General features: G+C 57.0%; 8 protein-coding genes and 1 pseudogene. 2 read left to right on the forward strand and 7 right to left on the reverse strand.

Annotated features, from left to right (window positions below; genetic code table 11):
- Nucleotides 1-69: 69 nt before the first annotated feature.
- The 5 genes from ACX9OW_RS14060 to ACX9OW_RS14080 form a co-directional block, all read right to left on the reverse strand.
- Complete coding sequence (locus ACX9OW_RS14060; RefSeq protein WP_071227722.1) at nt 70-2,022, reverse strand: ATP-binding protein; 1,953 nt, start codon at nt 2,020-2,022, stop codon at nt 70-72.
- Between the two features lie 1,008 nt (nt 2,023-3,030).
- Nucleotides 3,031-4,284 carry a tyrosine-type recombinase/integrase gene (locus ACX9OW_RS14065; RefSeq protein WP_081352257.1) on the reverse strand — a complete coding sequence of 418 codons (1,254 nt, stop codon included), beginning with the start codon at nt 4,282-4,284 and terminating at the stop codon, nt 3,031-3,033.
- Between the two features lie 98 nt (nt 4,285-4,382).
- Nucleotides 4,383-4,829 carry a hypothetical protein gene (locus ACX9OW_RS14070; protein ID WP_046984166.1) on the reverse strand — a complete coding sequence of 149 codons (447 nt, stop codon included), beginning with the start codon at nt 4,827-4,829 and terminating at the stop codon, nt 4,383-4,385.
- A 35-nt stretch (nt 4,830-4,864) separates the two neighbouring features.
- Nucleotides 4,865-5,905, reverse strand: coding sequence for a site-specific integrase (locus ACX9OW_RS14075; RefSeq protein ID WP_164145927.1), 1,041 nt, complete (start codon nt 5,903-5,905; stop codon nt 4,865-4,867).
- A gap of 881 nt (nt 5,906-6,786) precedes the next feature.
- The gene (locus ACX9OW_RS14080) at nt 6,787-8,589 is read right to left on the reverse strand and encodes a hypothetical protein (protein WP_143048170.1); all 1,803 of its coding nucleotides are present in this window, start codon (nt 8,587-8,589) and stop codon (nt 6,787-6,789) included.
- Between the two features lie 366 nt (nt 8,590-8,955).
- Here ACX9OW_RS14080 and ACX9OW_RS14085 point away from each other — a divergent pair.
- Both ACX9OW_RS14085 and ACX9OW_RS14090 read left to right on the forward strand, forming a co-directional pair.
- A pseudogene (locus ACX9OW_RS14085) lies at nt 8,956-9,435 on the forward strand (magnesium chelatase subunit ChlI family protein); the annotation flags it as partial.
- Nucleotides 9,436-9,789: 354 nt separating this feature from the next.
- Nucleotides 9,790-10,080, forward strand: coding sequence for a hypothetical protein (locus tag ACX9OW_RS14090; RefSeq protein ID WP_128988341.1), 291 nt, complete (start codon nt 9,790-9,792; stop codon nt 10,078-10,080).
- A gap of 21 nt (nt 10,081-10,101) precedes the next feature.
- Here ACX9OW_RS14090 and ACX9OW_RS14095 read toward each other — a convergent pair whose 3' ends face one another.
- Nucleotides 10,102-10,914: a hypothetical protein gene (locus tag ACX9OW_RS14095; protein ID WP_459062405.1), complete on the reverse strand. Its 813-nt coding sequence runs from the start codon at nt 10,912-10,914 to the stop codon at nt 10,102-10,104.
- Between the two features lie 11 nt (nt 10,915-10,925).
- Nucleotides 10,926-14,948 carry an RHS repeat domain-containing protein gene (locus tag ACX9OW_RS14100; RefSeq protein WP_128988342.1) on the reverse strand — a complete coding sequence of 1,341 codons (4,023 nt, stop codon included), beginning with the start codon at nt 14,946-14,948 and terminating at the stop codon, nt 10,926-10,928.
- Between the last annotated feature and the right edge of the window lie 6 nt (nt 14,949-14,954).

A 14,954-nucleotide genomic window follows, 5' to 3' on the forward strand; every position in this document is an offset into this window, starting at 1 on the left:
CCAGCGGGATTCGTCAACGATGTCTGCTTTCGGCCATAAGCGATCGCCTAACCCGGGCTAGACACCGCCCTACTCTGCCAGCGGAGCGAACGATGCTTGGCTTGGCGTCCCCATGACTTTCTGGACAAGCTCGTAACCAGAAACCTCCTCGTACCGTGAGGGTATTCTTGCCTTTAGCCCATGGAGGCGCCGGTTTGCTGTCAATGCGAGCTGGTTGTAAGTGGTCGCTGTTACCCGTCCGCGCTGGGCTCCGTTGTATTCCAGGTTATTGACAGTTGGGATATTGGATGCGACCGAATGGCCGACCACGAAGGCATGGAAGAAAGGCCCACCCTGTATGCCTCCGCTGGAGACAAGTTCATCGACATACTCTGCCGCCTGATTCATTTCTTTGCGACCGATTTCAGAACGCCCTTTTTTCAACTCGATGAGCAGGACATCGCGCATCATCACGAGCTGATCCTTGCCGGTATCAAAACTTTCCGTCCCGACGATTGAGAGAGTGGCATCGGAGAGGACGACGATGTCGGGGCGCTTCGCAGCATTAGCAAAGGTCTGATTCTGCTTTCTCGCTTTGAATAGACTGGTGGCGACTGTTCGCAGGGTGTTGTTCGACGCATACTCCGAACTGTCGAACTCCGGCCCAAACAGCCAACGCGCCTGCGTCACGAGCGGATGAAGGGTATGCAACTCGTCAGCTTCCGGGTCGCCGCTGAGCTTCTCCATGGCGGCAATGATGGACAAACGACTGTCGATCTCATCCAGAACCGTGAGCGCATCCTCCACAGTCCACTGTCCTAGCAATCGATCCAGCCCGTCGATGTCGTGCTCATCCAGCTGCATCAGCTTGTCAAGGAAACTTGAACCGCTTCGTGCCTTCTGAATCTTGATAACCGCTTTGACGACCTTGTTGAGGGTCTCCGGCGGTATCCCTGGCTGGTCATGCACCACGGTCTTTGTGAACTGGGCTACTTCAAGCATGGATCGCCTAGGTAGCGTCCGCAGATCCTCTCGATTCTTGTAGAGCGCGTCTTCTGAGTTCTCCTCGATCAGGTGGGCCGACAACTTCTCGACCATTTCCTGGGCATACCCGTTGGCCGCTTCGAAAAGGTGATCAGTTCGCTCCGTAGTCTTGAACTTCGACCAGTCTGGTTCGATTTCGGAAAGCCACTCCGATCCGCACTCAATCACGAGGGCATAGCGCTTGGCAAAGCGCACCCGCCCATCCAGAACGACCATCGGCCCAACGGTCCAACTCGGCAGCCCGACCAACCGATTGCTCACCCAAAACGCTACGCCTTGGTAGCGGGTGGATTTCGCTGTGCGTGTTGTGTCCACCACATACGCCGTGACATCAAAGCCAGGTTCGACCTGAATCTTGCGTTCCTCCAGAAGGCCCTCATGCTCAGACAGCGGGACGGACTGGCCGTTCACCGAAACGACGAACTGCGGATCGTGCAGGAAGCGTCCTGACAGGACCGTCCTGATCCGATCTGGATCTGGGCGGTGGCGTTCAACCTCCACCAACAACCGGGTGCCATGGCCCGAACGGGTGGCTGTCTCATGGCTTTGGATGTAGAACGGCGACGGCTGATTTCGGGTCCCAATCACGAAGGTAGAAAGAACGCCATTTGTCCAAGTTTCGACCGTGTAATGATCAGAAAAGCACAACAAGCCATGGCGACCAATACCGTTGCGTCCGAAGGCCATGCGTACCCAATCGTCGCGTTCGGAAGGAAACTGGACGTTCGCCCCTTGGCTTCGATGCCTGTTGTATCCCAAGGTCATCCAGCGCTTGCGAAACTGGTCCTCGGTCATCCCGTGGCCATCGTCTTCGACCGACAGCATGCCACTTGTTTCCTCGGGGATGATCACGGCAACCCTGGCAGCCCCTGCATCCCACGTGTTGGCCACCAGCTCAGTGAGCGCCATATCTGGGTCATAGCCAATCCGCCCGAGTGACCGCAGCACGTAGTCTTCCTCAAAGAGAGCTTGGTTGGCTGCCTTGCCCTTCTTGGCCATGGGAATATCCGCTAAGTGCTTGATCGGTAATATGTGCAAGACTATGCCGCCTTCCGCCGAGTTTGGCAAAAAGCTAAGCCCAGCCCATCTCACCTGCCGCGACGCCAGCCGACGCGTGTGCTATTGCCGGAGCGCCGTTCAATCCCTCGCCCGCTCCGCTTGACCCACTTGGTAATCTCCGTCAGCACGCCGACCAGGAATGTGCCGTATAGACAGCCACTGAGCTAAGCGTCCGCTTTCGGCCAGAAGCGGATATCAGAGTTTCACGTCAGCAGCCCAGCTGCACCCGCTCAGCTGATGCGCTTTGGGCTGGTTCCCGCGGGACGTTGAGCACAATCGGTATCGGCGCCAGCCCAAGCGCTCCTCCGGACTGTCCGGCCTCGCCCCCGCCCAAGCCGCTTTTCCAATGACCTCACCCATCCAAATAGAGTCAAATAGCGCTCCGAAAGCGGTTCGGTTCCGACCAGCAGCGCAACACGCGTGACCGAGCAATGCCTGGCCCAAGGCTCTGGGAACCTATAGCGAAGACGGTGCGGCCGACGATCAAGCACGCTACCGTTGCCCAGAATGCCTGAGCATCCAGCGGAGAGGGCACCGAGGGAAACGAGCTACACGCTCGAAGTACGACGCCAGCGAACAGCACGACCGCCAACGATTGAATTCCGGTCAGTGCAAGGGCGACTCGGAACGCGAACCATGTGCTTTCGGGCACTCACGCGCGCATCCATTATGGCTGTGAGCCCGTGTTGGTGATGCTTCGCTGGGACGCCTGGTGGGACGACCACAAGCGTGTGCATCGCATCCGCAAGGAAGAAGGCGCTTTTTACGGCGTCGCCGGCAACCGATCAAGGTGGTCACGACACCCAATACTCTGTAGGACATTCACTGTCCCCAGTGACGCCCTGTTCGATGGACGTCGCTTCCGGCTACTAGAGGTGCTGGATCGCCCGCACCACACCAACAGCAAAGGGCTCTCACCCATACCACCGGCGCCCCTGCACAAGCAGTTCATCCCAGCCCCATCCCTTGGTGGGCGAGTACACCCAGTTTCGGAGCCTTCTCAAGCTGCGAAGCAAGTGCGCTACGAACCCGGCTAAGCAGGGCTTTCCCTTCGGAGCTTTCTATCGCCGCATCACCAAAAACCTCCAGTTCCCGGATGAGCTCGCCAATCTCCAAGGTCCCGCGGTTCTCGGCATCCGAGGCCATTTCCTGATAGGCCCAGTCAATGTAGTCCCACATGCTAGTAGGATTGGAGTGGCCGCTTAAAGAAGCCACCTGTGCGAGTACCGTTGCTGCTGCCTCAACGCCAAGAATCCCAATGTTTCGAAGCCTCTTGATCCGATCGATGACCTGAAGAGTTATGTACCTGTGTCGAAGCATATGAGCCGTAGCGCGCTCTGAAACTCCGGCAAGCGCCCGCAGATCCGAGAAAGTCTGGCTCACCGTTGCAGCAGCTAGCCTTGAACCGCTCTGAGAGCAGAAGACCCAACCCTTGTCGCGACTCCCCCGTCCGGACTTGGTATGGCGGCGCATATGCATTTCCCGTTGCACCCTGATGTACTTCATGACCTCCTGCAAAGTTAGTGCGGGAACAGGAACCAGACGTATAGGGTTCCCCCTCCTCTTCGAGGTCCGCACCTTCAGCATGCCATCACCCTTCGATGCATCAAGTACATCGGTGACCCTGATCCAAACAAGCTCTTCGCGCCTGATCCCGGTATCCGCGAGTATCAGGAGCATCGCGCGATTGCGACTCTTTACAAAGGTGCGCTTCGCGCTTCGCTCGCACTGCGCCAGGAGTCGGCGAAATACCTCAAGAGGCATTGGTCGTACGACTCGCTTTGCACCACTTGGAAGCATCGCTGCATGCCTGTCCGAGGACACCCGGTCCAGCCGTTTCGTCCTCACCACGCGCCTTTCAACCGTGATAATCGCCTGCTCACCAAGCCGGCCGATCTGGGAAGGGCCGAGACTGATACATTCGGCCCAGCCAATGAAAGCGAGAACACGTGAGAGGATACGATTGATGTGCCTTGCGCTGGACTCATCCCGAACCACCAGCCAATCAGCAAACTCGATCAGATGATCATCATCGATCTCTCTCAGCTCCAGGCGACGCAAGTACAGAAATCGTACCAGCAGGCTTAGCTCACTCGCATAGGTGGATATCGTACCTACCGTCAGCCCAAGGCGTCGGCAATGAACTAGGTACGCATTCACTTCCCAGCAAGAACGGCCGTTTGGGAAGAACACCACCTTCATGCCTCCTGCGGCGCCCCTATCGAGGAACGAGGTGACGCGTCCAACCCCCGGTAACCGGAATTGATTGCTGGCCCTCCTACACAAACCACCATCAATCTTCACTTCACTACCCGCAGGGAGCTAGAGCCGCGGTACCGATCGAAGTGTCGCTTTAGCTCATCGGCTGCGACCTCCGATCCAAGAGCCAGCCTCTTGAAGCGTTGCACGAGATCACTGTACCTAGCGGTCATGTCCAGAACAGCATCCTCCAGCCAAGCCTCATCTTCCTGCTGTGCAACAGGCTTCCTCGCGGCCCCCAGAAGCTCTCCGATGGCACGCCTAAACGCTTCCATCCCGCCTGGGTACAGCGATTCCACATTGTTCCTGAGTGTTCGAACCGACATCGGAAAGATGCCTCGAGCCTCATCATTCATCCCGGCAAGATCACTCATGCGTCTAAAGAGATCACTATGCTCTTCAAGAAGGGACCCAACTGCCACCGCCTCGTCCAGGATGGCGATGATGCCCCGAACACTCCGTTCAGCACGAAGCTGCTTGTCCCGCACACCCGCAGCTACCTGTCCTTTACTGAGCCTTGGCATCATTCCCCTCTGTGCGAAATGAGGATTGTGAACGTACTACGATCGCCGGTTGTAATCTGAATCGGCTTGACACTGATCTTTCGCTCCTCAGAGAGCATCTCCAGATACTCCAAGACATCATCATGATCGAGAACAGCGAGATCGTCGCTTCCGAAGTGCTCGAGAAGAAGCGTCTTCAATTTTTGGGCAGATTCCGAGCCATCACCTGAGTTCACAGCCGCCATCGCCAAACAGGCTTCTGCATGACTGATCTCCTTGCCCGTCATAGACTCCTTCACGTATCTCCAAGTCTCCTCGACATCATGATGACCCATGAGCCACGCGAGCGCAGGTAGAGATGACTCTTCCCCCTCCGAATGAAAGAATGTCATAGCAAAGCTCCTTCGCAGTTGATGAGGCTCAAGCACCCATCGCTTTCCGTCGGGGCCACGGAGATCAAAGTAGTCACTTATGAGCTGGAGAACGACGCGCGGATGATTCTCACTGAATGGCCTGATGCCCTGCATTCCGACGAAGAACATCACGCGATCATCCAGCAACGCATCCTCCCTGGGCATCACCCGAAGTAGTTGCGTCCTGAGATTGTTCATGATCGATATCGCCATGGCAACGATACGTGGCACAGGCTTGTCAAACCTCGGCCTCTCGTTCCCTTCCCCCCGCTTTGCCTGGTGAATCGTCAAGTGGTAGCGACCATCAGATGTCAGGAGCGCATGCAACCCCATGTCAATGATCTCGGATCTCCTTGCACAAGCAAACAAGGCCACAAGTCCAAAGCAAACTCCTAGATGGATTCGGATCAGTCCGAGAACCAAAGGGAACAACCGATAGGGTTCCAAATCACAGTACCTGTCATCCCCTCTCTCCCTGAAACGCTGGGAAACGAACCTCGAACAGCGTACTAGTGGACCGGTTTCAATCAGCGCTTCCGCATCCTTCAACAATGCAGTTGGCGACCGGTGGCCAAGGTCACCACTTTGGGCGATTTCATCAATCAACCCTGCAAGGTGAGCCTCCAATGCAGGCGCCTCCTCAAGCATCCACGCACACGCTGACCTAACAAACTGCCTACAGACGGTCGGTGGCAATGTCGCCGTGCGGCCCGACTGTTCTCTGCGAAAAGGTCGGCAAGCATCGCGAACCTCGCGAACATTGCTCAAAGCCCACGCGCTCAGGCTCTGGACGGAGTGCGAGGCCTGAGCCAGTAGCGGAAAGATATCCGCATAGCCGCTGGTGGTACGAGCGCCGCGGCTTAAGTCGCGTTCTCCTCGGTACCCGTACTGGGTCAGATGGCTCCGAAATGCGGGACTACTGCGCAGCCTCTGCCAGTCCACCGATATAGCCGCGCCAATGGCGACCAAACTCAACTGGTTTGTTTCCGTCAAACCAAAGTGGTTCCTAACCTCATCCGCGTCTAACCGTTCCAACGGAATCTCAGCCGAAAGGTAAGAGCTAAGCCGCTCAATGAACCGCCCCGTCCCGCAAGACCCCGCCTCAGCATAGGACTCCATGAATGCCTCTACGTCGTCCAGATGAGCGACTAGGAGTCCGTCACGCAGGAACTTCTCTTCGTACTTAAGGGCCAAGAACTCTGCGAAGAGAAACAGTGCGCCGTGAACTGATCTGAGCGACCGGGTTGATCCACGGACCTTCGCTACGGCGATGATCAACGCCTTACATTGTTCACAGATAACTGCGTGAGATGATGTGCTCAATCGTCCCGTTGGTAGCAGTAGATCCCATCTCAGAACCTGCCCACTGCGACTCTTCTCACCGACTTGGCGCAGATCTCTCTTTCCCGTCTCAACTCTCCATACAGATTCGTGGACCGCGGATTTCAGCCACCACGGACGCACTAATGGGCTCAAACCGGTTTGGGTCCGACTGAAGAAGGACAGGACCTCCGAGGGAAGTTGAGCCATCACCGGATCTCCGGCAGCCGAATGCGAGAAATGATGACAGTCTTTCTAGCCAATGCACACTCGACAAGATCAGTGATCTCAATCAATGCCGGGGGCAATGGCGCAGTCAGCGCATCCACAAAGTCTCTCCAGAATCGCGGGGCAACTCCGGTCCGGAGATCAGGTCGATCCAGGAAGGTCGCACTGGCGCTTTCCAAGCGATCCCGGTAGAGCATTGCAACCGCCAGCGCATCAGGATCCTTACAGAGGATCAGTCCCGCGCCAGGAGAAGCGGCCTTGTACACACGGCGGGGAACCTGAGCTTCAGCAGCCTCGTCCGCGCTACCCGAGAGGAACAGGTGGAGGTCCTCAACCGTCGAGAAATCCGACACTTCAAGAAGCCGCTCGTGATCAGAAAATGCTTGAACGATCAGTCTGTTCTGGTGCCGCCTAACCTGCCTCTCAAACAAGGCGATGCGAAGGGCATTTGGGACGTAGTGCCCCAAGGTCGTCTTGACCGATCGGTGGCCAAATATCCTCGCCGCTACGACAAGATCACCATCTGCCTCAAGGAACTTTAGCACTCCGGAGTTCATTCGTAGATTCTTGTAGGTGAGCTTCTCTCTCCATGGAGCGAGCTCGGCATGGCGCTCCCCGAAGTTCGTTGCCCGGGTGACCATGCCGGCTCCCCTGACACTGCGCCAAGCTTCAGATGCACCAAGTGCATTCAGGAACGCTTTCTCCGAGAAGGCTTTCAAACGGTAGTCGAGGCTACTGATGCCAATCCAAAGATGGTTTGCATCCTTCCTTCTCCCTTCCTGGATCATCCGAGTACGTACGGGCTCGGTCCACTCGAAGACCTTCACAAGAACTCGCTGGGCAAGAGGCGAAAGCTCCACACTCTTCTCCTCACCCGCACGCAGCTTCTCCACGCTAAAGCGAATACCCCCTTTTCCGACAAGACCATCGGAGGAGATGTAGGTTCCACCATGACGATCCCTTTCTATCCTGGCCCTGTACAACGCCACCGGGTTAAGAATCGGGTGTTCAATGAGTAGGATCAGTATGCAGACCGCCGCCTGCTTGCTACTCATGATGCCAAGGTATGGCAGGAGCTCGTTCTTTCCGAACGAAGAAACGAAGTCCCAGATTCTGCTAGACCCATCTAAGATGGATGCCTTGCTCGACTTCACATCGAATTTGCGTCGCTGCCTAGGAATCCCGCCCATATCAAAGACGCATATCCCCAAGGCAATCCTGAGACCCTTCTCATATCGCTCTTGATTCAGCAGGTGCCCCCAGTTCTCTCGGGAGAATCCGCCTCGGCGATGCGCCTTAAGCTCATGTAGTGAACCTACATCGAAACGGCTAATTTCAGCCAAGCCTCTCTCTCGTTGAGCCACGAACTCCTCGAAGTCCTTCACTGCGCAGCGGAGAATCGTGTTTACTGCCTTCCCAAGTTTTTCCTGATAGCGATCTAGGTACTCTGCACTTCCATCAACGATTGAGATCGACTCGAAGAGATTGTCGTTGTATGAGTTCTGTGCCGAATTCAAAGTCTTTGGGGCGTTGTTCAGGCACACTGGTGAGTTTGCAGCATGCTCCCTATCCGCAATGATGAGCGCGCGAGGCGGAGCGGAGATGGCAGCCAATTTCGATTCGACGAAGTTGATTGCACCGGTCTGAACAAGACAGGGGATGAATCGAACAAAGCTGGTCCACTGATTCGTGATCGTAGTTAGCGCGACTCCAACCGCCGCTCTGGCCGCGTAGAACTCACCCCGAAGATCAGACAATTGCGCGACCAAGGCAGCGGAACTCATTCGACGACTTGGAGCCGACCACCCCCTTCTTGCACCGAGGGCCTGCCAGAACTGAAGGACGCAGCGAACCGAGTACGTGTTCTGGGCCGCGACGTAGCGCCTTGATAGCTTGACAATTGCATCGACAAATGCGGCTTGACCGCGAGGTCCGATCCAACTCCGAAGAAATGTGAAGTCAATCGACGCTACTCCATGCGCCCGACCGATCGCCCTTACCGTGATCCAAAGTCCGTCCGGGCCCGTTTGGACCTCGCCGACACTCTTCTTCTTTCTAGTTGCCATGCAATGTGAGCTACCGTGGTGAGCAGAGCTAATTTGCCGCACCTTATCTTTTTTCCCAAGCACTATTCCTCACAAAACATCTGGATGAACCCCTGCCCCTGCGGTTGGGCCGGCGACCGCAGCAACCGTTGCCTGTGCACCGATGAGCGGATTACCCGCTATCGCGCCCGAGTCTCCGGCCCGTTGCTGGACCGCATCGACCTGCACATCGCGGTGACGCGCATGGATGCGGTGGAGCTGCGTGAGAGCACGCCGCTGGGCGAGCCCAGTGATGCGGTGCGCGGGCGGGTGGAGGCTGCGCATGCGCGGCAGCAGATGCGCGGGGGACTCAATGCGCATCTGCCGCCCGCTGCGCTGCGCGCGTGCACGCGGTTGAGCGAGGCCGACCAGGATCTTCTGGAACACGCCATCGAGCGCCTGCAACTGTCAGCGCGCGCGATGCATCGCATTCTTCGCGTGGCACGCACGATTGCCGATCTGGCCGGGTGCGAGAACATCCAGACCGCACATCTGGCCGAGGCGATTGGCTATCGACAGCTGGATCGGGGAAAGACTGGGCCGTGACAATTTCGTAAGCGGCCTGACCTGCCGGCCTGACCAACGTGGGTCCATCAAGGTCTGTGTTGCGGACCAGCTCAAGTTCTCCAGTCCATTAGGTCTCTCTGCAACCCTGGTAGACCGGAACATGACCCGCTGTGCGCGACGTCGAATGCCCCTCCCTGCCTGTAGAGCGGAGCGCCTCAGTCTACCAATCAATGGCGGACCTCTATTGCTCCGACAATGCGACTGCGATGAGAACTAAAAACGCGCATCCAACCCAACAAAATCACGTGGTCGGACTAATGGAGGGAACAACTCCCCGCATTCTGAGTAGCACGGCGAACTGGAGTTCAATCCCCAACGAGACGGAGATTAGACATGAAGAAGCGCATTTCCGAAGATCATATCATCGGCATTCTGCTCAGCCTCGGAATTCTCAATGTTTTTCTCCAAAGCTTGTTACCCCTTCTGCACGGAGTTACACAGGGCGACCGCACAATGGCAGACGCGATCAGCGTGCCTCGAGAGGTAGCTGCGATCGCAGATGTGATCGGCCTAGGTATCGCTGAGTACCTGCCTTGGGATGCAGTCGAGCTGAAAGGCAACAATCTCAACGAGACCGTTCGTCGCCGCTACGATGAGCTCAATCGAAGCTCAATTCATGCCTAACGCGCTCCTTCCATAATTTCATTATGAAGGAGCGCACGGCCACAATCTAACACCCCTCAATCCAGACGCCTGAATGGCTGCCACAACTTTGGCACTCACAATTATTTCATTAAACGATCTGTGACCTGAGCCGAAATATTCCGCGCTACGGAAGATCGGTAGTTCGGAGCGCTCAGCTGGGGCTGGGAAAAACCCTCGGGTATGAGGCTCATAGCGCTCTCTGCCGCAACTACTGCACACTACCCCAGACACATCCTCCATCGTCAGGGGCACACGAGCATCGGCCACCAGCTGAACCATGTTTTCCAAGCGGTGACCTTGCGTGTCTTCAACACTGCACGACTGAACTCCTAGCGGCGCCAAGTAATCCCTCCACGCTGAGGCCAGCATAAAGCACACGCCGCCCACCCAGTTCAGCTGAAGGAATGAATTCCTCCCCCATTTGAGCGTCTTCTTTACTCTAAACGAACTATTCTGACGAGCCCCCAATCCACACTCAGCACAATAATCGCCCAGATCGAATGTTTGCTCAAGGAATCCGAAATCCTCCTCCGGCTGAGGGTAGCCACTTATGTGGGTCGGGCGCAGTACGCAATAGGAAGCGCCCGAAATTTCACCCTTCGAAAACTCAGTATCTACGGTAAAGAATCCACCCCAACTCTCAACGAGATCGGAAATTTCCTGCCAGACTTCCGACCCCTCCTCCGCATGGCAGACTCCAATTCCCAATCCAATTGGTGAAGGCTTAGGCGCCTCGTACTTCACACCAAGCCGCTCCAATGGTGATCGATAGCTCTCGTCCCAATTAAATACGTATCGATACTTAATCTTCATTTCACTTCCAACTAAAGTCCGAGCGATTTGAGAATTGCCGGGTAATTCGCATAGATTCGACGGGCCGACGCCATGACTTGCTCTCTTGTAGCGTTTGCCGTGCCGGCTCCTCGCGGTATTGCGGCCTGCCAAGCATTGGTGAATACCTGATGCTCTTCCTTGGTCAACACAACTGAGAGCATTTCTCTTTCCTTCACTCCCAGCATGCTGGCGAAGCGCTTTTCTAATAGGTGATGAACCTGTAGTTTCGTCCCGGGTCCGACGGACCTACGTAGTGCATTGTACGGGGCAATACCAAATTCCGCTGCTCGTGAAAGATTGCCAAAGCCTCTCGCTGCATTCGCCCCACGCAGCACTACCAGAGCAGAGGCTAGCTTGAGACCACCAGCAGCGGTTGATCCCGCTGGAGAGTTCATCAGCGGAACGACGATCGCTTCAGACACTGCGTCAAAATCGGTAAAGCTCCCCTGCCCGGTGAAGATGTTCCGCTCAGCGAAGTATTCAGCGACCGCGTCCAGGCCTGTAGCCTTGACGGTCTCTGCAGGTGGGGGGGCATTGGGATTGTGCTGGGGTACTCCACCCGGCGTCGGCGACGGCGCACCGGTAAGGTTGGCCCCAGCGAACCAGCTGCCGTTACACATATGGGACCCGGTTGCCTGATCGCACGCGCCTGTAGGATCAGAGAATCGGAATGGGTTGTTACTGGCGTACCGATAGCGATTAGAGTTTGGCCCACCGGAGGTACTGGATGCCAGCGGATCAGGAGAAATGAACCTGGCCAGTTGCGGATCGTAGTAGCGTCGCCCCATGTAGACGAGCCCCGTGTCTGTGTCCGCAAGGTGACCCGAGTAGCCTGGGATTTTCGCAGCCGGCGCCACGTCTGCCTCACCATATGGCGACCAGAAGTGACGGGTCAGAACCGCACCCGTGGCGCTACTGGTGGCCACCAGGGTGTTGAGCGCGTCGTGGTGTAGGTAGCTGAGCGTTGCTCCCGCAGCAGAGCTGGTGCGAATCGCCAGCAGTCGCGTGCCTAGGTAGATGTAGTCGGACGTTTCCCCGCCTTGGGTGGATTCGATCAGCTCCCCGCCCATCAAGTACTGCCAAGTGCGATCTGGAATGTCTGACACATCTATGGAAATCTCGGACGCTCCTCGCTCCACAGGCGGTAGGATCGGGCTTCCACCCAGAGGACCCTTAATCGGTACCTCCAGCCCTGGGATTTGTGATGTGCGGCCTGAACTGCCCGATGCAGCTGCGCGCAGTCCTGTTCCGTCGTAGAAGTACTTCTGCACATTCCCTGCGGCACGGAGCTGACCGCCTACGTCGTACGTGAAAGTCTGGCCATTACGGATCGCCAGATTGCCTGCCGTGTCATAGGAGAAGCCAGAGACGCCATTGCCACTGGGGTCCCTCAGCAACTCCAAGCGATTGCGGAGGTCGTAGTGGAACGTACGCTCCCTCTTTCCCGGCAACCGCATCGAGACGATGTTGTCTAACGTGTCATAGCCGAACGTGTACTGCCCATTGCCACCATAGGCTGGAGCGCTGGCTTGAGTCAGTCGGTCGAGGCGGTCGTAGCCTAGACTGATCGTCGCAGAATCTCCGCGCACGCTATCGCGGATCTGAATTATGTTTCCTACTGCGTCGTAGCTATAGTTTAGGTTAACCACGCCACTCTCAACGATGCGGCTGGTCAGCTGTCGCACGTTCTCGGTTACGCTACGTGCGATGCCATTACCATAGGTCAGCGCGGTGGCTTCGCCACTGGGAGAATAGGCGATGTTGCTGGCGAGTACGCTGCCAGATCCATCTTGCAGCACTACGGGCTGGCCCAAGGCGTTTAAAGACTGACGGACGGAGTAGCCATCGGGATAGTCCGTACGGATATGCTGCCCCAAGGGGTCGTAGCCAAATGCGAGGGTTCTGGCGCTGGCGCTGCCCACTACACGGCTTTGACTGGTAATCGACCCGAGAGAATTGTAGGTACGCGTGGTCACTACTGGCACCCGATCTTGATTGAAGACCCTTTCGGTCTTCACTTGACCGGTGGCGGTGTATTCAATCAGCTGATCTCCCAATCCGTCGGGATAGACCACGGTCTGCAGGCGATTGTTGGAGTCGTATTCGCGTGAAACGCGGCGAGCCGCAATCTGGGGCGCATCGCGGTTGCACTCGGACAGACTGGGCAAATCCAACCCTATCGCGCTCCAGGCAATGTTCCCGGCCGCATCGTAACCAAACACGGTCGCCCCGGTTTCAGGTTCGATAACCTTGCACAGCCGCAGGTTGTCGTCGTAAACGTATCGCCGGGCAACCGTTGGGGCTGGATTGTCTGGGTTGGCTGGTGTGGTTGGCGCTGCCTTTGCCGTGGCAACCGCCGTGGCAATCGTGTCTCCGGCAACTGAGAGCGTAAACCGGCTAGTTCCCGCACTGAGCGGCACAACAACAGAGCCGCTGCCACCACTGCCCACAGTCGCGCCGCCATCACGCCGTAGCTCTGCACGCGAATCCGTTGCGGACCAGGCCAACGTGACGTTACAGGTTTGAGCGCCTGATGCGATTTCGCACATCGCCGGCGCCACAGAGACCGTACCACTAGGAGCGGCGGGAACTACAAAGGCGCCAGAGCCGCCGATGGTATAGTTGGGCTGCCCAACGGGGGAGATTCCATGAACGTGGATTGATTGCCCAGCACGTTGGCGTCGATTTTCGTTGCTCATGGCAAGGGAGAAGCGATGATTGCCGCCTGCCTTGCAGGCCGTGGCCACGGCAGGCTCGCTTGCCTGATTCGCCTTGCCGGTCAGGAAGATCGTTCCACCGCTGCCGGCGGCTCCACCCGTGTAGACATGAAGGTCAATTGAAGATTCAATGCCCGTTGAGCATGCCCATCCGCGGATCTGACCGTCGCTGGTGACAGCGTCGATATTGCCGATCACCTTGGACGGCGGTCCAGTCACCGTGACCTGGATATTGTCGCTTTCCCGACCAAACCACTCTTTGCCTTCTTCCAGCATATGCCATTGGAAGCTGTAAGTACCTGGCAGTGACGGCGCGACTACGTCAAACTCAAAAAACGCAGCCATCTGCGGACTCACATCCTTCGGGACCGGGACGCGGTGCCTGGACCATCGCATGTTGTCATTGGGGTTCCACGAACCAAGTGCATAGCCCGCCGACGCCGTCCACGTCGTATTCCCCGTGTTGACAAAATTCAGCTTCACGCGGTAGGTCCGTCCAGCCTCCATGCTGGTCGGCACGTCCTGTCCAGACATGACACCGTTATTGAGTCTGCCGGTCGTTTCGAAGGTTTGCTCGCTGCTGGTGCCCCCGAAACGCACACCGTTGCGATTCATCTGCCACTGAAGCGTAGTCGGTCCGTTCTGGGCAGCTGCTGTGCCACTGAAGGAGAACGTCGCTGTGCCACCCGGGCCCACATCGTGTGGAACGGCTACCTCGGCAATCCCCAACCTGACGGCGCTTGATGCGTAACGCTCAGCCTGTCCGAGTCTGTAACCCTCCCCCGCCCTCCAAGTTGTGTTACCGGCATTCCGGAATGTCACCGTGCCACTGAATGGCGTTCCCCGGTCGGCCGACCTCGGCCAACTGGCAGAAACATACTCAGCTCCGTCGAAGGGGGCCGGTGGCGCTTCCACCGTAATTGTGACCACAGGCGACGTCAGCTGGCGCGTGAATTCATCACCGTTGACATTGCGCACGGCGACCGCTCTGTAAACATACTGATAGGTTCCCGGAGAAATTCCATTCTCGGTGTATGTCCCGCTGGGAAGCCTTGAAATTACTTGTCCATTTCGTGTCAGTTTGATGTCTGACAGATACTCTGCTTTGGGTCCGGTCCCTATGACGCCGCTGTTGAGCTGCAACTGGTAAGTTGCGGGCGCCGTGTAAGAGGTCTGGGCGGGACCTACAAGCTGAATCCAAGCCTCCGCATGTGCCGCAGAGCAGAAGACGGTGATTACCAACCCCAGCAGGGCGGCCGCAGCCGCGCGCAGTTTCTCAGCGTTCACGAGTGCCATCCTTGA

Source organism: Stenotrophomonas genospecies 5, from assembly GCF_054473825.1.

Bases quoted from the DNA above. Each gene is read 5' to 3' on its own strand.
- ACX9OW_RS14090 (WP_128988341.1), top strand. From the start codon at position 9,790: ATGAAGAAGCGCATTTCCGAAGATCATATCATCGGCATTCTGCTCAGC.
- ACX9OW_RS14060 (WP_071227722.1), bottom strand. From the start codon at position 2,022: ATGGCCAAGAAGGGCAAGGCAGCCAACCAAGCTCTCTTTGAGGAAGAC.
- ACX9OW_RS14080 (WP_143048170.1), bottom strand. From the start codon at position 8,589: ATGAGTTCCGCTGCCTTGGTCGCGCAATTGTCTGATCTTCGGGGTGAG.
- ACX9OW_RS14100 (WP_128988342.1), bottom strand. From the start codon at position 14,948: ATGGCACTCGTGAACGCTGAGAAACTGCGCGCGGCTGCGGCCGCCCTG.
- ACX9OW_RS14075 (WP_164145927.1), bottom strand. From the start codon at position 5,905: ATGCTTGAGGAGGCGCCTGCATTGGAGGCTCACCTTGCAGGGTTGATT.
- ACX9OW_RS14095 (WP_459062405.1), bottom strand. From the start codon at position 10,914: ATGAAGATTAAGTATCGATACGTATTTAATTGGGACGAGAGCTATCGA.
- ACX9OW_RS14065 (WP_081352257.1), bottom strand. From the start codon at position 4,284: ATGAAGGTGGTGTTCTTCCCAAACGGCCGTTCTTGCTGGGAAGTGAAT.